At 64.0% G+C, this 26,447-nt stretch carries 26 protein-coding genes and 1 pseudogene; 14 read left to right on the forward strand and 13 right to left on the reverse strand.

The annotated features are described in order from the left end of the window. Positions 1-31 precede the first annotated feature (31 nt). Both ACSFC7_RS22590 and ACSFC7_RS22595 read left to right on the forward strand, forming a co-directional pair. Entirely contained in the window at positions 32-598 is a 567-nt protein-coding gene (locus ACSFC7_RS22590; RefSeq protein ID WP_436345120.1) for an OsmC family protein, read from the forward strand. Then, positions 595-1,371 carry a methyltransferase domain-containing protein gene (locus tag ACSFC7_RS22595; RefSeq protein WP_436345122.1) on the forward strand — a complete coding sequence of 259 codons (777 nt, stop codon included), beginning with the start codon at positions 595-597 and terminating at the stop codon, positions 1,369-1,371. The genes ACSFC7_RS22590 and ACSFC7_RS22595 overlap by 4 nt, the downstream gene beginning before the upstream one ends. A gap of 180 nt (positions 1,372-1,551) precedes the next feature. On the opposite strand, the gene ilvA is transcribed toward ACSFC7_RS22595, so the two are convergent. Beyond that, positions 1,552-2,763 (reverse strand): threonine ammonia-lyase, encoded by a 1,212-nt coding sequence (gene ilvA / locus ACSFC7_RS22600; protein ID WP_436345124.1) that lies wholly within the window; start codon positions 2,761-2,763, stop codon positions 1,552-1,554. Positions 2,764-3,016: 253 nt separating this feature from the next. Beyond that, positions 3,017-3,424: a gamma-glutamylcyclotransferase family protein gene (locus ACSFC7_RS22605; protein WP_436345126.1), complete on the reverse strand. Its 408-nt coding sequence runs from the start codon at positions 3,422-3,424 to the stop codon at positions 3,017-3,019. A gap of 257 nt (positions 3,425-3,681) precedes the next feature. On the opposite strand from ACSFC7_RS22605, the gene ACSFC7_RS22610 reads away from it, so the two are divergent. Together ACSFC7_RS22610 and ACSFC7_RS22615 are read left to right on the forward strand one after the other, a co-directional pair. Beyond that, entirely contained in the window at positions 3,682-4,746 is a 1,065-nt protein-coding gene (locus tag ACSFC7_RS22610; RefSeq protein ID WP_436345128.1) for a DUF7490 domain-containing protein, read from the forward strand. After that, positions 4,743-5,099, forward strand: coding sequence for a hypothetical protein (locus tag ACSFC7_RS22615; RefSeq protein ID WP_436345130.1), 357 nt, complete (start codon positions 4,743-4,745; stop codon positions 5,097-5,099). Before ACSFC7_RS22610 ends, ACSFC7_RS22615 begins: the two co-directional genes overlap by 4 nt. A gap of 117 nt (positions 5,100-5,216) precedes the next feature. Here the strand turns inward: ACSFC7_RS22615 and citZ are convergent, their stop codons facing one another. The 3 genes from citZ to ACSFC7_RS22630 form a co-directional block, all read right to left on the reverse strand. Then, positions 5,217-6,365, reverse strand: a complete 1,149-nt coding sequence (gene citZ / locus ACSFC7_RS22620) for a citrate synthase (protein ID WP_436345131.1) — start codon at positions 6,363-6,365, stop codon at positions 5,217-5,219. A gap of 286 nt (positions 6,366-6,651) precedes the next feature. Next, on the reverse strand, positions 6,652-8,724 hold the full coding sequence (locus ACSFC7_RS22625) for a TRAP transporter permease (protein ID WP_436345132.1): 2,073 nt from the start codon (positions 8,722-8,724) through the stop codon (positions 6,652-6,654). 45 nt (positions 8,725-8,769) lie between these two features. Beyond that, entirely contained in the window at positions 8,770-9,780 is a 1,011-nt protein-coding gene (locus tag ACSFC7_RS22630; RefSeq protein ID WP_436348024.1) for a TAXI family TRAP transporter solute-binding subunit, read from the reverse strand. A gap of 307 nt (positions 9,781-10,087) precedes the next feature. On the opposite strand from ACSFC7_RS22630, the gene ACSFC7_RS22635 reads away from it, so the two are divergent. Continuing rightward, positions 10,088-11,287: an MFS transporter gene (locus tag ACSFC7_RS22635; protein WP_436345133.1), complete on the forward strand. Its 1,200-nt coding sequence runs from the start codon at positions 10,088-10,090 to the stop codon at positions 11,285-11,287. Positions 11,288-11,387: 100 nt separating this feature from the next. Here the strand turns inward: ACSFC7_RS22635 and ACSFC7_RS22640 are convergent, their stop codons facing one another. Beyond that, positions 11,388-11,762: a VOC family protein gene (locus ACSFC7_RS22640; protein WP_436345135.1), complete on the reverse strand. Its 375-nt coding sequence runs from the start codon at positions 11,760-11,762 to the stop codon at positions 11,388-11,390. A 137-nt stretch (positions 11,763-11,899) separates the two neighbouring features. On the opposite strand from ACSFC7_RS22640, the gene ACSFC7_RS22645 reads away from it, so the two are divergent. Further along, a complete protein-coding gene (locus tag ACSFC7_RS22645; RefSeq protein WP_436345137.1) occupies positions 11,900-13,162 on the forward strand; it encodes an MFS transporter in 1,263 nt (420 codons plus the stop codon). Between the two features lie 98 nt (positions 13,163-13,260). Beyond that, entirely contained in the window at positions 13,261-13,698 is a 438-nt protein-coding gene (locus tag ACSFC7_RS22650; RefSeq protein ID WP_436345139.1) for a universal stress protein, read from the forward strand. 88 nt (positions 13,699-13,786) lie between these two features. Here ACSFC7_RS22650 and ACSFC7_RS22655 read toward each other — a convergent pair whose 3' ends face one another. Both ACSFC7_RS22655 and ACSFC7_RS22660 read right to left on the reverse strand, forming a co-directional pair. Further along, positions 13,787-14,440 carry a helix-turn-helix domain-containing protein gene (locus tag ACSFC7_RS22655; protein ID WP_436345141.1) on the reverse strand — a complete coding sequence of 218 codons (654 nt, stop codon included), beginning with the start codon at positions 14,438-14,440 and terminating at the stop codon, positions 13,787-13,789. A gap of 218 nt (positions 14,441-14,658) precedes the next feature. Further along, positions 14,659-15,021, reverse strand: a complete 363-nt coding sequence (locus ACSFC7_RS22660) for a cell division protein SepF (protein ID WP_436345143.1) — start codon at positions 15,019-15,021, stop codon at positions 14,659-14,661. 174 nt (positions 15,022-15,195) lie between these two features. Between ACSFC7_RS22660 and ACSFC7_RS22665 the strand changes: the two are divergent. The 4 genes and pseudogenes from ACSFC7_RS22665 to ACSFC7_RS22680 all read left to right on the forward strand — a co-directional run bounded on the left by ACSFC7_RS22665 (position 15,196) and on the right by ACSFC7_RS22680 (position 17,910). After that, positions 15,196-16,011, forward strand: a pseudogene (locus ACSFC7_RS22665) (DUF1028 domain-containing protein). Between the two features lie 193 nt (positions 16,012-16,204). Next, complete coding sequence (locus ACSFC7_RS22670; protein ID WP_436345144.1) at positions 16,205-16,492, forward strand: winged helix-turn-helix domain-containing protein; 288 nt, start codon at positions 16,205-16,207, stop codon at positions 16,490-16,492. A gap of 54 nt (positions 16,493-16,546) precedes the next feature. After that, positions 16,547-16,849 carry a hypothetical protein gene (locus tag ACSFC7_RS22675; protein ID WP_436345145.1) on the forward strand — a complete coding sequence of 101 codons (303 nt, stop codon included), beginning with the start codon at positions 16,547-16,549 and terminating at the stop codon, positions 16,847-16,849. A 77-nt stretch (positions 16,850-16,926) separates the two neighbouring features. Further along, complete coding sequence (locus ACSFC7_RS22680) at positions 16,927-17,910, forward strand: plastocyanin/azurin family copper-binding protein (protein ID WP_436345147.1); 984 nt, start codon at positions 16,927-16,929, stop codon at positions 17,908-17,910. 114 nt (positions 17,911-18,024) lie between these two features. Here ACSFC7_RS22680 and ACSFC7_RS22685 read toward each other — a convergent pair whose 3' ends face one another. Continuing rightward, entirely contained in the window at positions 18,025-18,504 is a 480-nt protein-coding gene (locus ACSFC7_RS22685) for an RNA-binding protein (protein ID WP_436345149.1), read from the reverse strand. Positions 18,505-18,753: 249 nt separating this feature from the next. Here ACSFC7_RS22685 and ACSFC7_RS22690 point away from each other — a divergent pair, with 249 nt between their 5' ends. Together ACSFC7_RS22690 and ACSFC7_RS22695 are read left to right on the forward strand one after the other, a co-directional pair. Next, positions 18,754-19,386 (forward strand): TMEM175 family protein, encoded by a 633-nt coding sequence (locus ACSFC7_RS22690; protein ID WP_436345150.1) that lies wholly within the window; start codon positions 18,754-18,756, stop codon positions 19,384-19,386. A gap of 377 nt (positions 19,387-19,763) precedes the next feature. Next, positions 19,764-20,057: a DUF7562 family protein gene (locus tag ACSFC7_RS22695; protein WP_436345152.1), complete on the forward strand. Its 294-nt coding sequence runs from the start codon at positions 19,764-19,766 to the stop codon at positions 20,055-20,057. 96 nt (positions 20,058-20,153) lie between these two features. On the opposite strand, the gene ACSFC7_RS22700 is transcribed toward ACSFC7_RS22695, so the two are convergent. Continuing rightward, on the reverse strand, positions 20,154-22,415 hold the full coding sequence (locus tag ACSFC7_RS22700; protein WP_436345154.1) for a histidine kinase N-terminal 7TM domain-containing protein: 2,262 nt from the start codon (positions 22,413-22,415) through the stop codon (positions 20,154-20,156). A 206-nt stretch (positions 22,416-22,621) separates the two neighbouring features. Between ACSFC7_RS22700 and ACSFC7_RS22705 the strand changes: the two genes are divergently transcribed. After that, a complete protein-coding gene (locus tag ACSFC7_RS22705; RefSeq protein ID WP_436345156.1) occupies positions 22,622-23,923 on the forward strand; it encodes an RNB domain-containing ribonuclease in 1,302 nt (433 codons plus the stop codon). An 88-nt stretch (positions 23,924-24,011) separates the two neighbouring features. Here ACSFC7_RS22705 and ACSFC7_RS22710 read toward each other — a convergent pair whose 3' ends face one another. The 3 genes from ACSFC7_RS22710 to ACSFC7_RS22720 form a co-directional block, all read right to left on the reverse strand. Beyond that, positions 24,012-24,794 carry an alpha/beta fold hydrolase gene (locus tag ACSFC7_RS22710; protein ID WP_436345158.1) on the reverse strand — a complete coding sequence of 261 codons (783 nt, stop codon included), beginning with the start codon at positions 24,792-24,794 and terminating at the stop codon, positions 24,012-24,014. A gap of 74 nt (positions 24,795-24,868) precedes the next feature. Next, complete coding sequence (locus tag ACSFC7_RS22715) at positions 24,869-25,429, reverse strand: GNAT family N-acetyltransferase (RefSeq protein ID WP_436345160.1); 561 nt, start codon at positions 25,427-25,429, stop codon at positions 24,869-24,871. Between the two features lie 319 nt (positions 25,430-25,748). Continuing rightward, positions 25,749-26,258: an Hsp20/alpha crystallin family protein gene (locus ACSFC7_RS22720; protein ID WP_436345161.1), complete on the reverse strand. Its 510-nt coding sequence runs from the start codon at positions 26,256-26,258 to the stop codon at positions 25,749-25,751. Between the last annotated feature and the right edge of the window lie 189 nt (positions 26,259-26,447).

Genomic DNA, 26,447 nt, shown 5'->3' on the forward strand with positions numbered 1-26,447 from the left:
GATCAGCGTTCACGGAGAGAGGGACCGAATCATGACCACAACGAACGGCGTAGACGTCGAGCAGTTGGGACAGGCGATCGAAGCGATCACCGACGAACCGGCGGTTGGCCGGTTCGCGTTCCGAGCGACGACCGACTGGACCGACGCCCTGCAGTGTGTGACGACCATCGACGACTTCGATCAGGCCGGGGAGCAAATCACCACCCGGACGTTCGAGATCGAGGGCGACGAACCCGAGCAGATCCTGGGCGAGCGCACCGCGCCGAACGCGGTGGAGTTGCTGCTCGCCGCGCTCGGATCGTGCCTGAGCGTCGGGTACGCGGCCCACGCCGCCGCCATGGGTATCGAACTCGAGGAACTCCGGTTCGAACTGGAGGGCGATATCGATCTCCGAGGGTTCCTCGGAATCGCCGACGACGTCCGCGCCGGGTACAACGCCGTGACCTGTACGGCGTACGTCGAGACGGACGCTTCTGCGGACGAACTCGCCGAGCTACGGGACCGCGTCGAGACCACCTCGCCCGTGATGGACGTGATCGCCAACGCCGTCCCGCTCGAGACCGACGTCGTGACCGAATCGCGGGGTGTCCGCGCATGACGACGACGCTCGACGTCGACAAACTCGAGCGCGAAGTGAAGGCCGTCTACCGGGACGTCGCCGAAACCCCGGACGACGAGTTCCACTTCGAGATGGGGCGTCCGCTGGCCGAACGCCTCGGCTACCCCGCAGACGACCTCGATCGGGTCCCGAAAGCCGCGATCGACTCCTTCGCGGGAGTGGGCTATCACTTCGACCTCGCCGACCTTCGAGAGGGAGACGACGTGCTCGATCTGGGCAGCGGCTCGGGGATGGACGCGTTCGTCGCGGCGCTCCACGTCGGCGAAATCGGGAGCGTCACGGGCCTGGACATGACCGACGAGCAACTGGCGAACGCGCGTCGACTCCGCGACGAGGCGGGCGTCGAGACCGTCTCATTCGAGAAGGGGTACATCGAGGACCTGCCGTTCGACGACGGCGCGTTCGACGCCGTGGTCTCGAACGGCGTGATCAACCTCTCTGCGGAGAAAGATCGCGTCTTCGACGAGGTGAGCCGCGTGCTCCGGCCGGACGGTCGACTGGCGCTTTCGGACATCATCAGCGAGGCTCGGATGCCCGAGGGCATCAAGACCGACGCGGATCTCTGGGCGGCGTGCATCGGCGGTGCCGAACAGGTCGACGACTACGCGACGATGATCGAAACGCCCGGCTTCGAGATCGTCGAATTTCGGGACAACGCACAGTACGAGTTTACCTCGGACCAGGCACAGGGTGCGTGCCAAAAGTACGGCGTGAAGAGCGTCTCGCTCAGCGCCCGCAGAGAGAAGCGATGACGGCGAAGACGCGACCACGAGCACCTTCGCCTACGTGATCTTCCTGGGCATTCCGGACGGCGAACCGGCGATGAAGTGGGGCACGCCCGTCGAGTGCTGACGGCCCGCTCCGGCTAGTAGGACGCTCGCGTTGCTCGAGTGCGAGCACCCCGCTCCCCCAGCGGAGTCGAGAGCGACGACTCAGGCCAGAATGTCGACTTCGTAGCCCGCGTCGCGCAGATCCGAGAGGAACGCGTCGACGTGGTCGGGGCCGCGCATCTCGAGTTCGATCTCGACTTCGGTGTCGCTCATCTCGACCTCGCGGGAGGTCCGGTCGTGGTGGATGGCGTAGATGTTCGCCCGGTGGGCGGTGAAGATATCGAGCAGATCCTCGAGCGCGCCGGGGCGATCCTTCAACACGGTCCGAATCTTCAGATAGCGGCCAGTCTCGACGAGGCCGCGGACGACGACGTTGGTCAGCGTGTTGAGATCGATATTCCCGCCACAGAGTGCGGGAACGATGACCTCGTCCTCGTCGTAGTCGAACGCCTCGAAGAGAACGGCCGCCAGCGGCACTGCACCCGCGCCTTCGACGAGGGTCTTCGAGCGCTCGAGCAGGTAGACCAGCGCGACCGCGATCTCGGGATCCGAGACGGTGACGACCTCGTCGACGTACTGCTGAATGTGCGGGAAGGTCCGTTCGCCGACGCTGCGGGTCGCGATACCGTCCGCGATGGTGTCGACGCCGTCGAGCGAGATCCGCTCGCCCTTCTCGAGGGAGGCGGCGGCGCTCGAGGCGCCCTCGGCCTGCACGCCGATCACGCGCGTGTCGGGTTTCTGTTCCTTGATCGCGGTCGCGATGCCGCTGATGAGGCCGCCGCCGCCGATGGGGACGACGACGGTCTCGACCTCGGGGCAGTCCTCCAAGATCTCGAGGCCGATGGTGCCCTGGCCGGCCATGATGTCCTCGTCGTCGAAGGCGTGAACGTAGGTTCTGTCCTCCTCGCGTTCGATCTCGTGGGCGCGTTCGGCGGCTTCGTTGTAGTCCCGGCCCGAGAGGACGACCTTCGCGCCGTAGTTCTTCGTCGCCTTGACCTTCGAGATCGGCGCGTGCTCGGGCATGACGATCTTCGAGTCGACGCCCGATCGCGTCGCAGCGAGCGCGACTCCTTGCGCGTGGTTACCCGCGCTCGCGGTGACGACGCCGGCGTCCTTCTGCGCCTCGGAAAGGGTCGCGATCCGGTTCGTCGCCCCACGGATCTTGAACGCGCCCGTCCGCTGGAAGTTCTCCAGTTTCAGCCGGATATCCGCGCCGGTCATCGACGAATAGGTGTGTGAGTGCTCGAGCGGGGTGTGTCTGGAGGTTTCGCGGACCCGCTCGTGTGCCTCGAGAATATCGGAAAGTTCGAGCATACGCTCGACTACTCGGCGCGTATTGTAAGACTGTCGGGGATCGGTCGGCCGGTCGAACCAGCCTCCGCGTCGATCCCGACACGAATGTGTTGCCGAACTGGCAACACGACAGGGAATACAGGGAATGCACGGCGTGTGACGTGCGACTAAAGAACAGAACGCAGACCATATAAAGCTCATGGCTCCGCGGTGAAAGTGAAATCGCCAGACGGGACAAAGAAAACGACGGTGTCAGACGGTCGGCAGACGACCGTCATTCGTGACTTCGTACCACGGTATTTTCTCGCAGAATATACGATCGAACGGCGTCGCCGAACGACCCTTCGTCGGCCCACGCACCGTCGGCCGCCACGCCGAGTTGCGCCGGGTTACCGACGTAAACCGCTGCCGACCCACCGTCCGCTTTCGGCACCGAAACCCGAACGTACAGCCCTCGGTCGACGCCCTCGTACCGATCGAGTCGCTCGAGTGCCGGTTCGTCGACTGCGAGCAGTTCGCCCTCGACGCGCGCTCCCGGGAGGAGCGTCGGATACCGGCCGTCGACCCGCTGGAACCCCTCGAGCATCGCCGGACCGACGAACTCGTACGCGCCGGGACCGTCGCCGAGGAGCGCCGCCACCTGCTCCGGGTCGGTCAGTGTTCCGTAGACGAAGACCTGCACGATCGGACGTACGGGCGCTTCCGCCTTGGACGTACTGCCCGCCCTCACAGACTCGTCGGTCGCGTTCAGCCGACGTTCGGCTCTCTCCTACCCGCACTACTCGAACCAGCGGCGGACTCCTGTCGGAAGGCGAGGACCGGAATCCCGCCGGCTCACACCTCCTGTGCGATCGGATGCGCGCTTACAGTTACGGTATCAGATAATACTCTTCAGCTGACCACACAAAGCACTTATACAATTGATCGAAAGCGGCTGCTATGAACCGCGAGTCCGTGCTGGCTATCGCCGCACTCGTGGTCGTTATCGGAGCGCTCTCGACGCTCGCCCTCGCCGGCGCAGTGTCCGATCCCGACGACTCCGAGGCGGCCGCCGACGTGGAGACCGAGGGTGACGTATCGCTGGCGGAGATCACGATCAGCACCGAGGAGGTAACCGGCGGAACCGCCACGCTCGCCGTCGACACCCACCTCGCACACCGCGGCGATCCCGTCGAGAACGTCACCGTCGTCCACCGGGTGACCGACACGAACAGCGGACTCGTCGAGAACACGACCGAACGCGAGGTCGAGACGCTGGGCGAGGAATCCGACGCCGAAGCGGAGACCGTCGTCACGGATTCGGTCGCGGTCCCGCGGGAGAGTAGCTACGAGATCGAGACCCTCATCTATCGAGACGGCGCGCGAACCGAATCGACCAGTCACTCGATCCAGGGCGTCGACGCGCTGACGCCCGCCTACGCCGATACCGACGTCGAGTTCCACCGCTTCGGCGGGAGCGGGAGCCTCGCGGACGTCCCCGCGATCGAGTACGCCATCGAGTCGTCGACCGACGACCGGGCCTCGCTGGAGGTCGCGAGCTACCTCACTAACACGGGCGACGATCCCGAACCCGACCTCGAACTCGAGGTGAAGGCCCGACAGGCCGGCTCGGAGATCGTCGCCGACTCCGCGACCGTCGACCTGTCGACGGTCGACGCCGGCGAGACCGCGTCGCCGACGGTCGAACTCGAGGTCGCACAGGAGTACGACTACTACCTCGACGCGGTGCTCTGGCGGGACGGCACCATCGTCGAGACCGACCGCGCGGTCGCCAACCTCGGACCGGGATCGCTGTCCGTCGACGAGGCCGACGGCGAAGACGGACTCGAGGTGAGCGACTTCACCGGCGGTTCCGGCCTCTCCTCGGACGCCGCCGCCGACGCGGACGAATCGACTCACGACCGAAACGACGACCGCGACGAGGACGGAACGCCCGGCTTCGGGGGAGCCGTCGCCGCCGCTGCACTGCTCGCGACTATCGCACTCGCACGGAGATACCGATGACTGACACACCGACGAAGACAGACACCCCAGTCGAGACGGAGGCCGAACAGTTGACCGACCCGGACCGGCAGACGGACACTGCCGAACCGAGGCCCGATACGGAACCGCGTACCGACACTGGACTCGAGCCGGACTCGGAGCGGATCAAGCGATACCTCGCCTGGGGCGCGCTCGGCGTCTGTTCGCTGCTGGCCGTCTTCGCACTGGTCCAGTTCTACGGCAGCGCCACCGACGCGATCGATCTCTGGGTCGATCCGAAGTACCAGCCGCTGATGCGCGCGGCGTTTAACCTCGCCGTCCTGCTCACCTCGCTGATCGGCGTCTCGCTGCTGGTCGGAGAACTATCCGAGTAACGGTCCCGAAGCGAATCTCGAGCGGTGGCGGTTCTCGCGGACAGTGATCTGGCTGTACCCGTCGCTATCCGTGGTACGTCGCGTCCAAAACGTTAGTTCGGCGTCCGTGACGCGTCGTTACCGGTCTTCGAGCGGAACGAACTCCTGATTCTCCGGTCCGGTGTACCGCGAGAGCGGGCGAATGAGCCGGTTGTTCTCCTGGTACTCGAGGACGTGGCCGACCCAGCCGCCGACGCGGCTCATCGCGAAGATGGGGGTGTACATGTCGATCGGGATGCCGAGCTGATAGTAGACCGAGCCGGAGTAGAAGTCGACGTTCGGGGCGATGCCCTTCTCGGCGAGCCCCTGCTCCTCGGAGAGGTACTGCTCGATCGTCGTCGTGTAGTTGTACCACTTGTCGTCGCCTTCGTCGGCGAGTTCCTCGCTGCGCTCCTGGAGGATCTTCGCCCGCGGGTCCTTGACGTTGTAGACGCGGTGGCCGAAGCCGGGGATGCGTCGCCCCTCTTCGTTCGCTTGCTCGACCCACTCGCGGTGGTCGAGGTCGCTCTCGTCGATCTCGAAGAGTACCTCCATGACGTCCTGATTCGCGCCGCCGTGCAGTGGGCCGGAGAGGGCACTGACACCGCCGGTGACGGCGCTGTAAATGTCCGCCATCGTCGAGCCGATCACCATCGACGTGAACGTCGAGGCGTTCAGGCCGTGATCCGCGTGCAGGATCAGCGCCTGGTCGAACGTTTCGGCGTGGATGTCGCTCGGCTCCTCGCCGGTCAGCATGTACAGGAAGTTCGCGGCGAGCCCCAGATCGGGGTGGGGGTCGAGCGGCTCCTCGTCGAGCCGGTAGCGCTCGAACGCTGCGAGCGCGGTCGGAATCTTGGCCGTGATGCGCCGCCCCTTGCGGAGCGTCGCCTCGAGGTCCTCGGGCTCGGCGTCGCCTTCGGGCTCGGACGCAGAGAACATCGAGACCGCAGTCCGGAGTGCGGCCATCGGCTGCTCGTCGGTTGCCGCGAGACGTTCCATGGTGTCGAGTACGTCCTCGGAGACGGTGCGTTCCTCGTTGATCGACGCGGTGAACTCCTCGAGTTCGTCCGCGTTCGGAAGCTCGCCGTGCCAGAGGAGGTAGACGACTTCCTCGTAGCTCGCGCCCCGGGCGAGATCTTCGATCGGATACCCTCGATAGATCAGTCGACCTTCGTCACCGTCGATCGAGCTGAGTCCGGACTCTGCAACAAGGACTCCCTCCAGCCCTTTCTTGAGATCGTCAGCCATAGTCGAACTTCCGTACCCCATTGGAAAAGTATTGTCGTTTGTTCGGTGTCGCTGATCGACACTCCGGATGTTCGAATTTTGCCGATTGTACGACTGCAGACGAACGCTCGTTTCGCGATAAACGAACAGATAGTCAGTCGATAGCTCGCCGATTACCGTAATCGTCTTTCATGGAGGTTACGCGAGTATCGAGATCGGTGCGATCGCGAACGGGTGAAGAAACGGTTGGAACGAACGGACGAAAGAATCGTCGGTGACGGAACCGGTGCGACGAACCCGATCAGGGCTACTCGCCGCGACCGGTACCGGAAACCGTTCCGGTCGGCTCCGACCGTCCGAGCGTCGTCTGAAGGCCATAGAGGACGAGGATGAGGGCGAGCGCTCCGAGTTGCAGCATCTGTTCGGGGTGAACCATCGCGACGATCCCGGCCAGAGCGAACACGGCCCTGAGGCCCATCGTCGGGCCGCGGCCGAAGGTGAACTGGTAGTTGATCCCGTGGATGATCGCGATCGATGCCAGAAGCGCGATACCACCGGCCATCAGTGCGGCCGTGGTGAACTCTCCCGAGACCATCTCCGGATGGTAGACGAACGCGAACGGGAGAACGAACAGCGGCGCGGAGATCTTGATCGCTTCGAGACAGGTCCGCCAGAAGTCGCCGCCGGCGATCCCCGTTGCGACCGCGACACACGTCGCGATCGGCGGCGTCAGTCCCGCCAGAATCGCCGCGTAGAAGACGAAGAAGTGTGCGGCGAGTTCCGGGATGAAGAACTGGCTGATGAGCGTCGGCGCGATCAACAACGCGACGACGGTGTAGGATGCCGTCGTCGGCATCCCGAGGCCGAGTATGATGCAGATGATCATCGCGAGGACGAACGCGATGATGGGGACGCCCCCGGAGAGATCCATCAGCGTGAGCGAGATCGCCGTCGGCACGCCGGTCGCCATCAGAATGTCGACGACCCCGTTGATCGCCGCCAGGATGATCGCGATCGGTGCGACCACGATGACGCCCTGACGGAAGCCCTCGAGCGTCTGTTTGAGCGTGTGGGCCAGCGCCGCACCGAGATCCTCACCCTCGAGTTGCGCGTCGACGAGCGGAATCAGGATTCCGAGCGCGATCATGGAGGCGGCCGTCTGCAGTGCCGCCGTCATCACCGTCACCTGAACGATACCGAGCTGGTAGATCAGTATGAGCAGCGGCACGCCGTACTTGATCGACTCGAGAACCAGATCCTTCTGATCCAATTTATCGTCGAATATCCCGCCCATGGAGGGGTCTTCGATCTGCGGGGCGGCCACGTAGTGGACCGCGATGAAGATCGAGACTACGAGGATCACTGCGGGGATGAGGCCGGCCAGAATAACGTCTCCGTACGTGACGCCGTTGATCAGTGAGGCCATGATGAAGGCACCGGCGCCCATGACCGGCGGCAACACCTGACCCGACGTCGATGCGACCGATTCGATCCCGCCGGCGGTCTCGGGCTTGATGCCGCTCTTTTTCATGAGCGGGATCGTGAACGAGCCGGTCATCCCGGCGTTCGCGGTCTGGCTCCCGTTGACCGACCCGATGACGGCGCTCGCGAGGACCGCCGTCTGTGCGATGCCGGAGTCGATGTACTTCGCGGATCGAACGGCGATCCGGAGAATCAGATCGAACGCGCCGTACGCCTTCAACAGTCCAGCGTACAGCAGGAAGAGGGCGATCCAGGCCGCGACGAGCTGGGTCAAGAAGCCGTAGAACCCGTCGCCGCTGATGGCGAGGATTCGGAGCGTTCGCTCGAAGGTGAGCCCGCCGTGGCTGAGCGTTCCCGAGAGGTACGGTCCGGCGAATCCGTACCCGATACCGCCGAGCACGACGATCAGGAAGGTCATCCCGAACGATCGCCACGTGAGGTAGATCATCATCAGCGAAATCGCGAGCGCGAGTGCGATCTCGTAGTTGTGGGCGTGGCCGGCCCGGTCGATAATCACGTCCTGGTGGAACACGAACAGGTACACCGTCGCAACCGTGATGATCACGCCCGAAGCGGACAGCAGCGCCGTCTCGAGCCAATTGTTCTCCTCGATCGTGTCCGGGAGTTCGATCAGCAGGTACAACACGAGAATGCCGCCGAGGAAGAGAATACCGTACCGCTCCCGGGACATCATTTGCGTTTGGGAGTACCAGAAAACCAGCAACCAGAACGGGATCGAGCCGAGGATCACTGCCCACTCGAACTTGCCTCGGAGCCCCTCGGCGACCGACAGGGGCCCGCTGGTGTCGAGGATGTCCTCTTCTTCGGGGTCCGGAACATCCAACTCGTCGCCGTCTCTGGTATCGTCAGTGCTCTTGTCGTCGTCGTTTTTTACCATTTGTCAGGATTTACGAAAGGGAAATCGGTCTATTCGGCCCGGTTACTACTCGGAAGCCTCGCCGCGCTCCCAGGCGTCGTCCCAGACGTCGTTCTCTTCGAAGAACTCGGCGACCCCCTCGTGGATTTCCAGGTCCTCCATGACCGTCTCCGTCATCAGTTCGGGCGTGAACTCGAGCGTCGTGGAGTCCGACTCGCGGAGGGTGTCGTGGTGTTCGTTCGAAAGGCGGGCGATCTCTTTGGTCGCTTCGGCGGGAATATCGGGGCCGAACGCCCACTGCGCCGCGAGCGACCAGGAGGTGACCGTATCGGTAACATCGGTCACGTCCTGCTCGTAGCCGTAGGGCTCGAACTCCTCGAGCAGCGCGCCGGGGTGGTCTTCGATGGCCTGCCTGAAGTCGTCGTCGACCTCGAGCAGATAGAGTCCGTCGCCACTTCGGACGTCGACTTCCTGGCACCAGCCGGAGAGTTCGACGCCGTTCGCGCCGTACAGACAGAGCGCGTCGACGTTCCCTTCCTCGACCTGGCCGGGAATGTCGCCGGTGTCCGCGTTGTTGATCTCGTTCGGTTCCCAGACGCCGGCGTCCTTGAGGACTTCCTCCGTCAGCAGGCGGGTCCCGAAGCCGGGCTGAATCGGGTAGATCGTGTAACCGCCGTCCTGCAAGTCCGCAGTCGACTCGAGGCCGCTGCCCTCGAGGCCGACCATGTGAATCTGGAGCGACGTGAACATGAATCCCTGATGGGGGAGCGAATCGACGGGGTTCTCCTCGAACGGCCCTTCGTCGTTCATCGCCTTCGAGATCGAGTTGTTGTCGACCCCCATCGCGGGGATGTTGTCGTCATCGAACTCGCGAAGGTTCGCCGTCCACCCGTCCGTTACCTGGACGGAGATATCGACGACATCGCTGTGTTCGTTTGCGGCGCGAGCGAGCGCCTGTCCCGCTGCTTGTGTTGAACTTCCGGAGGACGTTCCGCCGATCGTCACGGAAATCGTGTCGTCGTCCCCACCGAGACAGCCCGCCAGTCCGATAACGCCGGCCGTCGTTGCACCCTTCAGAACGTCTCGCCGACTGTGATCTCTATTGGCACACATCTACGCCACTAATTTTGATTAACAATATAAAAATCTGTTGTTTAGCATTAAAAGATCATGGTGAATTTGGATTACATATGACGTATTTCGTGCTGATTGACCGTACCCGAGGTCGTGTCAAATTCGCCTAAGTATTATTCTACCGTACACAACGTGGTTTAGAGTTGAATCCAACAATGGTGAGAAGAATATGACAAGTAAGTTGCCACTACAGTAGCAAAATCGTGATTCGGCACCCTTTTTTAAGCCGTTTTCCAAGACTCATCAGATAATGAATCGGTCGTACTGGCGGACGGTGTTACTCGTCACGATGTGGCAGGTGTCCGCGAGCATCTGCTACTATTCGGTCTTCGCTGCGACGCCGTTCTTTCGGGACGCGTTCGAACTCTCCCGGTTCTGGGTCGGCGTCGTCGTCACGATGCTCACGCTCGGCTACGCCGTCTTCTTGCTCCCGCTCGGTGCGCTGGTGGATCGGTTCGGCGAACGGTTGACGCTCACGCTCGGACTGGTCGGGCTCGCGGCCGGGACCGCACTGGTCGCGGGCGCACCCACGTTCGGCCTGCTACTGGTGGCGGTCTTCGTCCTGGGATCGTTGTACGGGACCGCGATGCCGGGGACGAACAAGGCCGTCTTCGACAACATCGCACCCGGCAAGCAGAACCTCGCGATGGGGATCAAGCAGGTCGGCGTGACGGGCGGGAGCGGAATCAGCGCGCTGCTGGTGACAGGCCTCGCCGGGGTACTGTTCTGGCAGGCCGGATTCCTCATCGCGGTCGCCTTCGCGCTCCTCGTCGCGGCGACGTTCTACGTGACCTATTCGGGGGCGAGTGCCGGGGAGACGGCCGAGTATCCCGATTTCCGAGCGCTCCTCTCGAATCGGCCGTACGTCCTGCTGACGGTCGCCGGCCTCTTCCTCGGGGCCGCGTTGTTCACCACTACCGGATACACGGTGTTGTACGTCGAGGAGTCGGTCGGCGCGTCGGTCGCCTACAGCGGCGTCGTTCTGGCACTCGTGCAACTGTTCGGCAGCGTCGGCCGCGTCACGACGGGCTGGTTGAGCGACGCGCTGCCCGGCGATCCGCAGGTCAGAATCGGCAGCATCCTCATCGTCCAGACCCTCGCCGGCGCGGCCATGTTCGTCGTCGTCGCCTCGACGACGACCGCCCTCGGCGCGACGATCGCGTTCTCCGCGCTCGGCTTCTTCGTCCTCGGCTACACCGGAATCTACTATTCGGTCATGGCTACGCTCGTCCGCGCCGAGGAAATGGGGGGTGCGACTGCGGGTGGGCAACTCGCGCTGACGAGCGGCGCCCTCCTCGCCCCGCCCGCGTTCGGATACCTCGCGGATACCGTCGGCTACCGCGCGTCGTGGCTCCTGCTCGCCGGACTCGTCCTCCTGGCAGCCGGGTTGCTCGTCGTCGTCGTCCGGACCCCGGCGTCGGTCGCGAACCCGGCGGCTACCGACGCGTGACGTTCAGTGCGTCCCGCCGCAGAACTCGACCGCTACCGTCTCCTCCCGTCACTACTCTCGCTACTGACGCTCACGAGCCGTCGATGCGTCTCGAGCCCGTCTACTCGAGTCGCTCGACGAGTTCGACGACGTAGCCGTCCGGATCCTCGACGAACGCGACCCGACGATCGATCTCGTCCATCGTCGTCGGCTCCTCGCGAACCGGCGGATCTTCGCGCTCGACCAACCGGTCGAACGTCTCGTCGGTGCTGTCGACGCCGACGGCCACGTGTGCCATCGTTCCCGAATCGATCTCCGGCCCGCCGTCCGGATCGTACTTGAACTGGAACTCCCCGTGCTCGCCGCCGATGTAGACGTTTTGCACCCCGTCGTCCGCGGTGAACGCCCAGTTCTCGGCCAGTCCGAGCCCGTCGACGTAGTACTCCCGCGTCCGGTCGATATCCGATACCCAGATGGCCGTGTGAATAACGTCCATACCGTCGACTGGGGACGGCATCGGTCAAAGTGATACCGAATGCTCGAACGAGCGGTGAACGCTCGCCGCGAGGCGACGCGGTCCCGCCGGAGCGAAGCCACACGTGTTAAATCGGTCGGGCGAATCGACTCGAAAATATGGCGCAATCGGATCGTCGGATTGTTCTGTTCACCGCGGCGGCACACGGGCTCGTCCACACCTACGAGCTGTCGATTCCGATCCTGATGACGGTCTGGCTCGCGGAGTTTTCGACGACCGCCGCGACGCTCGGACTGATCGTCACGGTCGGGTACGGACTGTTCGGCGTCGGTGCACTCCCGGGCGGTATCCTCGTCGATCGCTACGGATCGAAACCGCTCATCCTCGCGTGTCTCGCGGGAATGGCCGGTTCGTTCGTCCTCGTCGGGCTGGCCGGATCGATCCTCGTGCTGGCGCTCGCGATCGGGTGCTGGGGCGTCACGGCGAGCGTGTACCACCCGGCCGGGCTGGCGTTGCTCTCGACTCGCGTCGAGCGAACGGGAATCGCGTTCGGGTATCACGGGATCGGCGGGAACATCGGGATCGCGCTCGGACCGCTCGCGACCGTACTGCTGTTGCTCTGGTACGACTGGCGACTCGTCTCGATGGCACTCGCCGTTCCGGCGCTCGTCGTCTTTCTGCTCGGCCTGTTCGTCGATACGTCGCCGTCGGATGCGAACGTGGAGACGCCGGCGACGACCGACGGCGGCGACGAACGCGCAGGCGATACGAAAGGACGGGTGTCGCTCGCGACCGTCCTCGAGGACACCCGTCTGCTCGCGACGGTCGGGTTCGGACTCGTCATCGTCGTGGTGATGACGAGCGGGCTCTACTACCGGGCGTTTCTGACCTTCCTGCCGGATCTGTTGAGCGACTTCCTCGAGCCGCTCGTCACCGTCGAACTGGTCGATCCGGACAGTCCGTACGCCGACGAGTTCGACCTCGCGCGCTACTTCTACGTCGGCATCCTCGTCTTCGGCGTCTTCGGGCAGTACCTCGGCGGCCATCTCGCGGACCGGATGACGATCGAACGGGCGCTGAGCTACGTCCTCGGAACGCTCTCCGCTCTCGCGCTCCTGTTCGTCCCCGCCACCGCGACGACCGGGACGTTCGTGGCCGTCTCGCTCCTGCTCGGGGTCGTCCTCTTTACGATTCAGCCGCTCCAACAGGCCGCCGTGGCGAAACACTCGCCGCCGGGAACGCGCGGCCTCTCCTTCGGCTACACGTTCCTCACGATATTCGGTATCGGCGCGCTGGGTGCCGGGCTCGCCGGCGGGGTCCTCACGTACGCCTCCGCCCAGGTCCTGTTCGTCGTCCTCGCCGCGATCGCCGCGACCGGTGCGACGGTCGCGCTCGTCCTCCGCCGCGTCGACCGCCGCTGAACGCGACGGGAACGCCTCGGTCGCTCGAAGGACTCGTCGATGCCGCCAACTCGCCGACTCGCCCCCACGTATATTGGACTGCGAGATGAAGTGTGTGTATGTTCGACGTACTCCTGCCGGTCGATGAGAACGGCGATCGAGCGAACGAACAGGTAGACGCGGTGCTCTCACTGCCCGGTGAGGCGGACGAACTGTCGGTAACGGTCCTCCACGTCATCGAAGAGATCGACACGATGCCCGACGAGGCCGGGACGACGTTTATCGACGACGTGAACGAGTCGTTGCCCGAAATTCGGGATCTCCCCGATTCGGTCGACGATGTCGAGCGACGGCTCGAGACGGCAGGCATCGAGGCGACGCGTGAGGTCATGGTCGGTCAGCCCGCCGAGGGGATCCTGCAGGTCGCAGCGGAGAACGATATCGACGCGATCGTGCTCGGGACCCGAAAGCGGTCACCCGTCGGCAAGGCGGTGTTCGGAAGCGTGACCCAGTCGGTGATCCTCGAAACCGACCGTCCCGTGATCGTCGCGAACTAGTCGGTCGCCGGCGTCCGGATTCCGTTCCGTTCCGGTCCGGTCCGTTTCGTTCTGCTCGGTACGCGTATCGGTCACGACACGCCAGCGATCACGCCTCGAGGAGCGCGTCGAGTAACTTCGTCTGTGCGGCCGCCAGGTGCTCGGTGAACGTCGAGCGAGCGATGCCGAGTTCCTCGGCGACGTCGGTCGCGTTTGCACCCTTCGGATACTCGAAGTAGCCCAGTTCGTGGGCCGTCTCGATGATCTCTCGCTGGCGCGTCGTGAGCAGGTCTCGGTCGACGATCACCCGGTCCGCCGACTCGTCCTCGTGGTCCTGCGTGAGCTCCTCGACGAGGACGCCGTCGAACCGATCGCGCAGGCCGTCGACGATGTCGGCGATCTCCTCGAGTTCGAGTGTTCGGAACGTCAACAGGAGCGAGCCGTTCTGGGCCCGGACCGACGAGATCGGTGTGCCGGTGCGTTCGACGACCTCGCAGGCGCAGTCGGCAGCCGACTCGCGCTCGAATCGATAGATCTCCTCTCGGTCGTTGGCCTGCACGGGCGTCAACTCGGCCTGCGTACTCGCGTCGACCGTCTCCGCGGACGAGTCGGCGGCGACGCCGAACTCCTCGACGACCGTGCCGTCCGTCGCGGCTCGAGAGCGCGTCACGGTGGTGATCGGATCGTCGGTGGTCGCCGAGACGTCCGCGATCGGACAGTCCGACGGCTCGTGGACGACGACCGTCGCTCGGAATCCAGTCATGCGAACGAGTTACACCCCGCACGTAATAACCCGACACCGGAATTCCCGCCCGGTGAAAACAGCTCCCGGACGGGCTACCCGACCGGCGGTCGATACCGAATTTCGACCCGGATCAGCACCACTCCTCGATGGACTCGAGTCGGATTCGGCGGCTCCGGCTCGCGGTCCGCGCCGTAGCTCTCGAGTCGAAGCGTCCGCAGAACCGACCGACGGCTCGTTTAGGCCCGCTGGCCCAGCTTTTCGCGGCTGATTCGGACGCCGGTCGGCGTGATGATCATCTGATCGTCGCCTTTCCGGACGATGTCGCCGTCGACCTCTTGGGCGACTTGGCGGAGTTCGTCGACGATGTGTTCGACGGTGCTGTCGTTGGTCCGCAGGCGCGTGATGTCTGCGATAACGATGTCGCCGTCGTAGACGGCGTCTTTGATGTCGATGGCGTCGGCCTGTCCGCTGACCTCGGCGATGTGTACTTCCATCGCTGCGTCGGCCGAGTCCGCCGATACGTCGTCGAGATCCAGTTCGACGTAATCCTCGGCAGTTCGGGAACCGCCCCCGCCGAGAATTTTGCTCATAAGTCCCATTGGCGTAACCCACCGCCGCCGTCAGTATAGTTCTTACGTCAGACGCGGTCTCGAGCGGACAGCAAAACCGCACGTTTCGGCTCGAACTGTCCGTCGACGGCGGGTTCGGGGACGGAGGCGGGAGCAACCCGACGGACGGGAGATTTTTCGGTCGTACCGACGAACCGTCGACCGATGACCTTCAGCATCTGCGTCCGCGAGGCGTACGAGACCGACGACGGCGACTCTCACCAGCGGTTCGGCATCGCCGTCACGACGCGTCTGCCCGGCGTCGGCACCCTGTGTCCGTTCGTCAGCGAACGCGGAGCCGTCGCGACCCAGAGCCTGGTCAACGTCGAACTCGGCGAACGCGGACTCGAGTACGTCGAAGACGGCCTCGCCGTCGACAACGTCGTCAGAACGCGCGCGTTCTGACGGCCCATCAGACGCAGTCTGATGAACGCGCTCGAGGCGCTGCTCGACGCCGACGACGGAGCTCCACACCGACAGCTTCACGGCGTGGACGCCGACGAGACCTTCGTCTTCTCCGGCGAGGAGTGCGTCGGCTGGTTCGGCCACGAAGAGCGCGACCGCTTCACCGTCGCCGGGAACATGCTGACCGGCGAGGACGTGCTCGAGGCGACCGCGGCGAACTACGAGACCAACGCCGTCCACGAGACGACGGATCGGTCGACCGGGCCCGGCGCCGTCGTGGCGGACGTCGAAACCGACCCCCTCGCGAAGCTATTGATCGACGCGCTCGCCGCGGGCGACCTCGAGGGCGGTGACAAACGTGACGACCTGGCGATCCAGAGCGCCGCTGTGGTCGTCGAGACCACCGAATCCCACGAGTGGGAGCCGCCGTACAACGATCTGCGAGTCGACGCGACCGAGACGCCGATCGCCGATCTGCGCGAGACCTACGACCTCGCGATGACCGGCTACGAGGAGACGCTCGAACGCTACGGCGACGTCTTCGAGGCGGATTCGCTCGAGGCGGTCGAGGAGTAGGACGGCTCGAACGTCGTGTCCGCGGGTGTCGAGTCCCGTACGGTGCGGCCGGAGCAGTTTCTGGCGCGCCGATCAGCATATTCGTTAGGAATTAAAAGCGCCCGTTTTCGATTCGATCTCTTTGCTTGTTCTACTGTCATACGTCTCTAACCTGACCAAGTGTTTACAAGCCAGCTATGCGATATCCAAGTGGATGGACGGCGTTCTCTGGTACCTGCTCGCGAGTTCTCGCGGCGGTCCGACTCGAGTACGGATCGTCCGAACGCTCGACGAGCGGCCGCGGAACGCCAACGAACTCGCGACCGAACTCGACATGGATTACACGACGATTCGCCACCACCTCGACGTGCTGCTGGACAACAACGTCGTCAGAACGGCCGGCGGTGACTACGGCACCGTGTACCTGTTCACCGACCGAGCGACGGCGAACTGGGACACCGTCGAGGAGATACTCGAGACGGTCGATCCGGAGGGACCGTAATGTGGGAGAGAGTTTGGATAGCACCTATAACGATGACGACGCAATAGAGATCTGATGGAGGTCTGGCTCCACGCGGCGAGGGTGGCGGCGGGAGTGAACGTAGTGCTCCTGCTGTCCCTCGGGTCGATCTGGCTTCGAAATTACCGTCAGCACGGCGCTCGTCACACGCTCGGTCTTCTCGTGTTCGGAACGTTCCTCCTCGTTCAGAACCTCCTCTGGCTGTATTTCTACGTCGTACACCCGGACTTTATCGGCTGGTTCGTAAACTCCGGTACGGACGTGCAGGCCGGCGTGACGATGTTGTGTGGTCTCGAACTCGTAGCGCTCTTGTTTTTAGCTCGGATCACGTGGCTCTGACGGAGCCCATGGACTTTGGACGAATTTTGGACGAACTTCGGAAAATGATCTTGTACTGAAACGACGACCGATCAGGTATGCGCCTGAAACGACGCACACTACTCGGGGCGACGGCTGGAGCGATCACTCTGACGGGATGTCTCGGATCCGTCAACTCGAACGACGAACCGGCATCCAATCCTGACGACGAGTCCGGTAACGAAACGGACAACGATGGTGAATCTGGTGACCCGGCAGGGTCGACAGTGCAGGTCTACTGCCACTGCGACCGTGACGCCGTCCTCGTTGGCCCGTCCGGCCAGACGCTATACCTGTTCGAACAGGACGAACGGGGTGAGGGGGAGAGCGCGTGTTACGACGACTGCGCCGAGAATTGGCCGCCACTAACGATCGAGGACGAACCGACTATGGGCGACGACGTTGCAGCCGACGTGACGACGTTCGAGCGGGAGGACGGCTCGCGGCAGGTCGCGGCGAACGGCTGGCCGTTGTACTACTTCGTCGGAGACGAGGAACTGGGCGACGTCGAGGGGCAGGGTATCAACGACGTCTGGTGGGTACTCGATCCCGACGGGGATCCGGTCACGGACCTCGAGACGCACAGCCACGACATCGAAGCGCTCGAGAATCCGGTCGAGAGTGCCGACGTCGCAATGGCCTCCGACGACGAACACCACTTCGAGCCCCACCTCGTCTGGATCGAACCCGGCGGTACCGTTACGTGGACGCTCGAGAGCGGGAACCACACGACGACCGCCTACCACGCAGACGCGGAGAAACCCCAGCGAATTCCCGACGAAGCGGAGAGTTGGGACAGCGGCATCCTGCGAGAGGAGGGACGAACGTTCGAACGAACCTTCGACGTCGAGGGCGTGTACGACTACTTCTGTCACCCCCACGAGGGAATGGGAATGGTGGGAAGCGTGATCGTCGGCGAGCCGGATCCGCACGAACAGCCCGCACTCGAACCTCCCCAAGAAGATCTGCCCGAAGGGGCTCGAGAGGTGCTCGAACAGTTGAATCGCGCGGCAAACGAGACACTCGGGCATACGCACGAGTAATACCCACTGGCGGAACCCTCATCGATCAGTAGGCCCGGCTACTGAACGGCTGTTTCAGTGCGAATGCGGTACAGTATTCTTACGAGAGCGATTCGACGATCGCTCGAGCGTCCACTACCCGCTAAATTCGTACAGATCGTCGCCGACGTGGTGCAGCGAGTCGACGACCTTGCCCTCGCTCCCGACCATGTCCGAACCCTCGACGCGGGCGCGACCGACGGCGAGGACCTTCCCGTGGGATTCCTCGGCGATAACGACGAGATTGCCGGGTTCGATGTCGTCGGTCGCCTCCGTGATTCCCGGCCGCATCACGTCCGCGCCGTCGCTGACGAACGAGATCGCCCCGGCGTCGACCGTCACCAGTTGCTTGTCGGGCTCGTAGGCGTTGGCCCCTCTCACCGTCAGAAACGGCTCGTCGTCGAAGTAGGCGACTCGCGGCTCGCCGTCGATGAGGACGACCTCCCAGTCGGTCTCCTCGAACTCGACGCGCTCGTAGGCGTCACCGTCGGGCGAGACGCCGAGTTGGTCCTCGAGCGTGTTCTCTACGTCCGAGACGGCGTCACTCCGGAGGTGATGTCGAGACTTGACCTGCATACCCGTGCTATCGCCCGTACGCATTTAACGTATTAGATTCGGCGCGGTGTGGCCAGTCGCGCCGAGGACGGCCGGAGTAACCGCTCACGGACGCCGTCTCCCGCCGGACTCGATCGACCCGTGGCCAAAATCGGACGGCGTTGTCAGGCACGATATCCGAACGAGCCGACGTCAAATCCGCCGAACCGTGCCACTGCACTGCGAGCGAGCCGGGGCAGGGTGTTCACTGCCTCGAGTGGAGCACAGCGTATGGTGCGGACACTCGGCGGGGAAGACACGGACCGGATGGAGGCGTTGAGCGACGGCGTGTTCGCGATCGTGCTCACGCTGCTCGTGTTGCAGTTCGAGGTACCGGACGTCTCCGCCTCGGAGCTCCCGTCAGCGGTGGCCGACCAGGAGACGCTGCTCGTCAGTTACCTCCTGAGTTTCGTCGTCGTCGGGCTCTACTGGATCATCCACCACAACCTCTTTCGGTACATCGTGGCCCACGATCGGATCCTGCTGTGGCTGAACCTCCTGTTCCTGCTCTCGATCTCGTTTCTCCCCTACCCGACGGAGATGATGGGCGTCTACGGGTCCCGGTTCGCCTGGACGCTGTACGCGATCAACTTCGTCCTCGTCGGCGTGCTCATGACCGCCGTCTGGGCCTACGCCGCTCGAACGGACGTTACCGACGACGAGATCGGCGATGGAGCCGCGCGGCTGATCACGATTCGGGGACTGATCTCACCGGCAGCCTTCGTCCTCTCGATCGCCGTCGCCGCCGTGAGCCTCCCGGTGGCGTACGTCGTCCCGCTGTTGATCGCGCCGGCCCAGATGGTCTGGGTCCGGTACTATGAGGGGGTGACCGACGGCTCGAACGAGGGACAGGAGAATCCGTAGAGGACGATCATCCGGAGTAAGAACCGCGCATCCGGAGAGAGCGACGCGCTACCGCGCCACAGTCGTCGATCGGACAAAACACTATCCCCCCGCGGCTGGTAGGTTGCTGAAGCGAAATCGATGGCTATCGAGTACGTCTTCATCAGCGACCGCCACACGGGCGGCGACTCTCGTGCAGTCAATCCGGATCACGCAGCCGAAACGCACGGCGAATCCGGGTCGTCGTGACGAACGCGAGCCCGGCTCGCTTGCACTCCTCCTGCTGGGAACCGATTCGCGGCGAACGCTCCGTTCCGCTGACCGATTAGCCATCCGGACAGTCGTCTCGGCGGAGACGTGTGAGAATTGCTAAGTATTAGCACAGTGTTGTCGAACACATGTGGCCCTCCCGGACCCACACTGAGACGGTTACGTGTCTCGCCTGTGGCGATCAGGTGCCTCGGTCGAAGGCCCGCGAATACGACAAACACGGCGATCGCTGGGACCGCGCGGACAAATCGTTCGAACACCTCTGCAAGTCCTGTCACGACGACCTCTGTCACTACCCGCGGGGTGAACTCGAGGACTTACTGGTCGAACTCGAGGCGGGCGAACCGACACGGGAGCGCTTTCTCTCGGACTATCTCGAGACCGTCGAGGAGCGATACGGGACGCTCGAGGAGGAGTTCTGACGCGAGCGTCGGTCTTCCGGCGCGGCCACCCCGAGCGAGCCGTCGGCCTCCGTCCCTCTCGTGAGCGACCGATCGACGCTCTCGCGGGCAGTCTCGTTAGCTACTCTCGCGAGTCGGTTCCCGGTCCGCCGTGGCCGTCCCGGACGTGCCGTCGGTGTCGAACTCGAATCGAGCACCGCCGTCCTCGCTCTCGGTGATCCGAAGCGTCCAGCCGTGGCCGTCGGCGATCTGATCGACGATCGCGAGCCCGAATCCGGTTCCGGACGGCGACGACGTCTCCCCGTACTCGAGGACGCGTTCGCGCTCGTCGGCCGGAATGCCCGGCCCGTCGTCTTCGACGAAGAACCCGTCGGAAGTGGTGCCGATTCGTACGTGTACGGTCTCGCTACCGTGCTCGACGGCATCTTCAGAACCGGCAGGTTCTGAACGGTTCGTCGAGCCGCGCTCGACGGCATCCTGCTGAGCGCGCGACGCAGGGCTCGTGGAGCCGTGCTCCACGCTGTCGTCGGCCTGTGGCCGACTGCTCGTGGAACCGTGTTCCACGCTGTTCCGAAACAGGTTCTCGAGCAGTCGTACCAGCCGGTCCTCGTCGGCGACGATCGGTCGATCGCTCGCGACCGACCGCGTCGCCTCGGTAGTGTCGACGTTCGTCCACGCGCGGTCGACGACTCGGACGAGGTCTATCGGCTCGGTGTCATCGATCGGTTGTCCCTCTCGAGCCAGACGTAACACGTCCTCGATGATCGCCTCCATCCGGCCGTGGGCGAGCGCGATGTCTTCGTGATACGCGCAGTCGACGTCGTCGCCGGCCAGTTCGAGGTACCCCCGTGCGACGTTCAGCGGGTTTCGCAGGTCGTGGCTGACGACGTCCGCGAACTGCTCGAGCTGCTCGTTCGTGCGACGGATCTCGCGTTCGCGTCGCTTGCGTTCGGTGATATCACGCGTGTTCAAGACGACGCCTTCGACGAACGGATCGTCGAGCAGGTTGCTGCCGATCGTCTCGACGTCCCGCCACTCGCCGTCGGCGGTTCGGAGGCGATACTCCGCCCGATCGATCGCGATCGCTGCATCGAGTCCGCCGTGAAACTGCTCGACGATCTGCTCCCGATCGTCCGGATGAACCAACTCGAACGCCGACCGTCCCACCAGTTCCGACGGCTCGAATCCCAGCACGGTCGTACTCGAGGGACTCTGGTAGCGGATTATCCCGCCGTCGTCGACCATCGTGATGAGGTCGGACGCGTTTTCAATGAGGGACTGATACCGCTGTTCGACGGCGTGCTGTTGGGTCACGTCGCGAAGGAGAAGCAGCCGAATCTCGTCGGCGGTCGAGGGACGCTGGACTTGCACGTCGAAGAATCGGCGGCCGTCGTCGCCGTCGACGACGATTTCGGTCTGCCCCGTCGACGCCCCGGTGCGGACGATCGGAGCGATTTCGGGGAGGACCGCGGTCACGTCCCGGCCGACGATGGAGCTGTGTTCGTCACCGGAGATGATCCGCCGAGCGGCCGCGTTACTGTCCCGGATGCGACCGGCTTCGTCGATGACGAGGAAGCCGTCTCGCATGTCCTCGACGACGGCAGTGCGGGCGACGGGAGCGATATCCAGCAGGTGATGGCGATAGATCGCGACGGCGAACACGACTCCGGAGACGGTGAACGCGACGGGCGTCAGATCGAGGTTCCCCATCGGACCCAGACCGAGCGCCCACACGATATTGGGGACGAACGGAACGAGGACCGCGATCAGGACGGCGATGGACTGCAGGCGGTAGACGCGTTGTGATTCGTACACCGTCTTGAGCAAGAATCCCGCGGCGACGACGACGAGCCCGTACATGAACAGGAGGGTGACGATCGCCGCCGGCCCCAGCGTTCGATCCAGAACGACGAACCCGTCGACGACGGCGGTGTCGAGTGGTCGTTCGTACAGGTTTCGGTACTGAGTCGCGTGCAGGACGAATCCCACGGCGGGGACGAACGTCACCGCGAGGAGAGTCCGCCGGGTGAGCCACCGTTCGTTATCCGAGTACGCGACGGCGAAGGCGAACAGCGATACCACCACCAGAATAGAGCCGACGAAGGCGATGCTCAACCAGAACCGTTTCGTCGGCAGGTCGACGCTCAGTATCTGCAACGTGTACGCGCCCGACCAGAGCGCACAGCCGGCGTTCAATCCGACGAACGCCCGGACGCTCGGTTCGTCCATCACGTCCGACCGAGCCACCACGGTGTAGACGGCTAACGCACCGGAGATCGCCATCGCCAGGAGGAGAATGCCGAGATACGGGACGAGATGAGCGGAATACTGCCAGGACATGTCGTCGAATTCGTCCCCGTCTTTCGCCCGGATCGCCATACCCGTTCTGGCTGACTCGGAGACAGAACCGGTCGGCTATCAGGGCGACTCACGGACAGAGCCAAACGTCCGTCACCGTGGCTTCGCCGATCGCAGGGCTCGAGGACCACCCGCCCGTTCGGCGTCCACGATCGGCGGTCGAGCCGGTATCTGCGGTCCGTTTCCATCCCGACACGACTTTCACCCTTTCGTCCGTACCCCTCCGTATGAGTGACGACGCACAGGCCGAAGCCGGCACGGCCGAAGGGCAGGGCCCCGTCGAGATCAGCGAAGAGCTGGCACGCCACCTCGAGAACAAACGCGAGGAACTCTTCGAGAAACTCGAGATCCGCGACGAGTTTCCCTCGGCGGTGCTCGAGGAGGCCGAAGAGCGAACCGTCGACGTGCAGGCCGAGATCGCCGACGAGGTCGACGAGCGGAAGGACCTCCGGGACCTGACGACGTGGACGACGGATCCGATCGACGCCCAGGACTTCGACGACGCCATCTCGATCGAGGAGCGCGAGGACGAGTACGTCCTCTGGGTCCACATCGCCGACGTGACCCACTACGTCAACCCCGAGACGGCGATGTGGGACGAGGCCGTCGAGCGCGGGAACACGGTCTACCTGCCGGGCTACACGATCCACATGCTGCCACCCGTCCTCGCGGAGACCGTCTGCTCACTGGTTCCCAACGAGGACCGACTGGCCCACACCGTCGAGATGCACCTCGACAAGGAGACCCTGAGCTACGACGACATCGAGATCTACAAGTCCGTCATCGAGTCCGACGAACGACTGACCTACTCGCAGGCCGAAAACCGACTCGAGGACCCCGACGCCCCGCTCCACGAGGAGAACAAACTGGTCCACGAGGTCGCCGATCGGATGCACGAGATCCGCAAGGAAGACGGCTCGCTCGTCCTGAATCCCTCCCGCGACCGCGCCCACACCATCATCGAGGAGTGCATGCTGAAGGCCAACAAGGCCGTCACGCACGAACTCATGTGGAACCGCGGCGTCGAGGCGATGTACCGCGTCCACCCGCAGCCCAGCCCCGACGAGTGGTCGAAGGCCCTGCAGGAGATTCAGGACTTAGACGGCGTCTCGATCCCCGGCAGTACCTGGGACGACCCGCGGAAGGCCGTCAACGCGACGCTCGAGGACGCGCCGGGTCGCCAGCTCGACAAGATCCAGTGGGCGGTGATGAAGGTGATGCCGCGCGCGAAGTACATGAACGATCCCTTCGGCGGTCACCACGCGCTGAACTTCGAGATCTACGGGCACTTCACCAGCCCGATCCGTCGCCTCTCGGACCTGATCAACCACTGGATCGTCTACCAGAACGACGTGCCGGAGAACCTGATCGAACTCTGCGACCGCGCCAGCGACAAGCAGAAAGACGCCGAACAGGCCGAACGCGAGTACAAGACCTTCCTCCAGGAGGTCGGTCTCGATCCGACGGCGGTCAACAACCGCGGTATCGAAGTTGTGGAAGACGAGGAAGAAGCCGAAAAGACGCTATAGACGCCTCAGTATTGTTGTTTTGGCGTTCCGTTCTCATCGTAACGTTTGCTGCTGGTATACGTAATTCACGCACCACTTCGGAACTTCGTTACAGCCCTTCGTGCTCGAGGAATCCGAGAACGGCCTCGCTGAACTGCTCGTCGGGGACCGTCGTCAGGTGGTCGGCGTCCGAGACGACGACCGATTCGCCGCGAGGGAAGCCCGCCGCGAGTTCCTCGGAATCGCCGACGAGATCGTCGTGTTCGCCCGCGACGATCAGGACCGGGTGCTCGATCTCGGCGACCCGCTCCCAGTCGGCGGGTGGCGTCCGGGTTCGAGCGCAGGCCGCCAACGCCGCGAGGTCGTTGTCGCTCGTCTCCGCGAAGATCCGGAACCGTTTGCCGAGAGGGTCCGAGACGTCGGCCGAGTCGTCCGCCTCGAGCGCGTCGGCGATCACGTCCCCCGCGTCGCTCTCGGACAGCGTCGCCGACCCGATTCCGGCGAGGACGGCCGCGTTGAATCGCTCGGGGTACGTGTACAGCGCCTCGAGACCGATTCGACCGCCCATCGAGTACCCCAGCAGGTCGGCCCGTTCGATCTCGAGGTGGTCGAGCAGGGCGACGACGTCCGCCGCCATGGTCGCCGTCTCGTAGGCCGCGGGCTCGTGGGGTTTTCCGCTCTCTCCGTGGCCCCGGCAGTCGAGTGCGATCACGCGACGGTTCGCCCCGAGCAGCGTGTCGTACCAGTCCCGGTCGCGCCAGTTGTTGGTTCGGCTCGAGGCGAAGCCGTGGATCAACACGACCGGGGGTCGGTCGGTGTCCGGCGTCCCGTCGGGAGCGAGGTCGTCGTACGCAATTCGAACGCCATCGACGTCGAAAGAGCCGTCCGACATGATACCGACGTGACACGCGAACCCGTAACGTTTCGGTATCGGCGATGTTCCGATGGGAGCCGAGTTCGTCCGGATTATCGGCCGTCGTCGCCGAGTCGTTTCTCGTAGACGTACTCCTCGAGCCCCGCCGCCAGACCCGTCTCGCGGGTGCCGACGTGTTCGAACCCGGCGGACTCGTAGAACGAGATGCCGATATCGTTGTCCGCGAGCACGGAGAGGCGAATCCGGTCGAACGACGACTCGAGGTCGGCCTCGAGTCGTTCGAGGAGTCTGGTGCCCGCGCCGGACCCCCAGCGCTCGGGGCGGACGTAGAGCCGTGCCAGAAAGGCGACGTCGGAGTCCTCCGGCCACGGGACGGCGTGGGCAAAGCCCAGACAGTCGCGCTCGAAGTCGGAGTCGGTCTCCGACTCGCACTCCGTCGGCGTCGGTTCGACGACGAAGAACGCGGCGTCGTCGCGGTCGGTCGCGTCGCTGATCGACGACTCGAGGTCTCCGACCGCGTACCAGTCGTCGACGACGTCGTCGACCCGCTTCGAGCCGATGATCTCGTCGTAGGCGGCGTGCCAGCTCTCGCGCGCCGTCTCGTGGACGGCCCAGACGTCGTCGGTCGTCGCCTGGCGGACGACTCGAGTCACGCGTACTGCTATCACACCAGGAGGGAAAAGTACGCGGCCAGCCGGTGATTGGTTATACGGGTTCTGATACGTATTTCGAGTGTCTCTCGAAATCGTGATGCTGAATAGTTGAGGACGTATAGAATGGGCGATCAGTTTTTCCGCAAGTAGGTCTGTATACTGAAACATTCGTCGGCGTTCCGAACGTAAATCGCGGCCAGTGATAGCCATCGGTCGTACCGAAAAACGGAACGCAGGTCGTGAAGCGTGACAGAGACCCGGAACGAGACGACTCAGTCGGACGGGTATCGCGATCGCTCGATCGGATGAGCCTCGCGAATCACTCGATCTCGATGTGGTGACCGTCGTCCTCGTGGTCGCCCTCGACCGGGAGGTGGACCTCGAGGACGCCGTTGTGGTAGCTCGCGGTGATCTCGTCTGCGATGATCGTCTCGGGGATGGGGACCTGTCGGCCGACCCGTCGCGAACGGACGGATCGGTAGGCGTCGGAGCCGTCTTCGACGTCGGTGTGAGCCCGAATCGACAGCACGCCGCCGTCGAAGGTCAGGTCGATATCGGCCTTCTCGAAGCCCGGGAGGTCCATCACGTAGACGTAGCCGTCGTCGTCCTCCTCGAGCGTGGCCGCGGCGTCGGTGCCGAAAGCGGAGCCTGCGCTCCACTCGCCGCCGACTACGGGCCGGTCAGCGGACTCGAGTGCAGGCCGATCGGCGGCGTCGAGACCGGGGCCAAACCCGGACGTCTGGAACTCGTTCATCCAGGCCGATCGGAGCTGGTCGAAGCTGCGGTCCATCTCGCGGAACATGCGGTTCATATCGTCGAAGGATCTCATGGGTGATCGACACCGTATAGGACACGTTTAATAATAAGGATTGCTGGACAGTGGATAGCACGCGTCTACCGCATACATTCCGAATAGTAGCACTCGCGTTCGATCCCCAGTCGATCACCCGGTAGGAAACGGGACGGGTCGAGAGCAGGTGCGCCAGACTGATTTCGATTCTTCCACATGCCAACCTAT

The organism is Natronorubrum halobium, from assembly GCF_051351675.1.
In the GTDB taxonomy this organism is placed as follows: domain Archaea; phylum Halobacteriota; class Halobacteria; order Halobacteriales; family Natrialbaceae; genus Natronorubrum.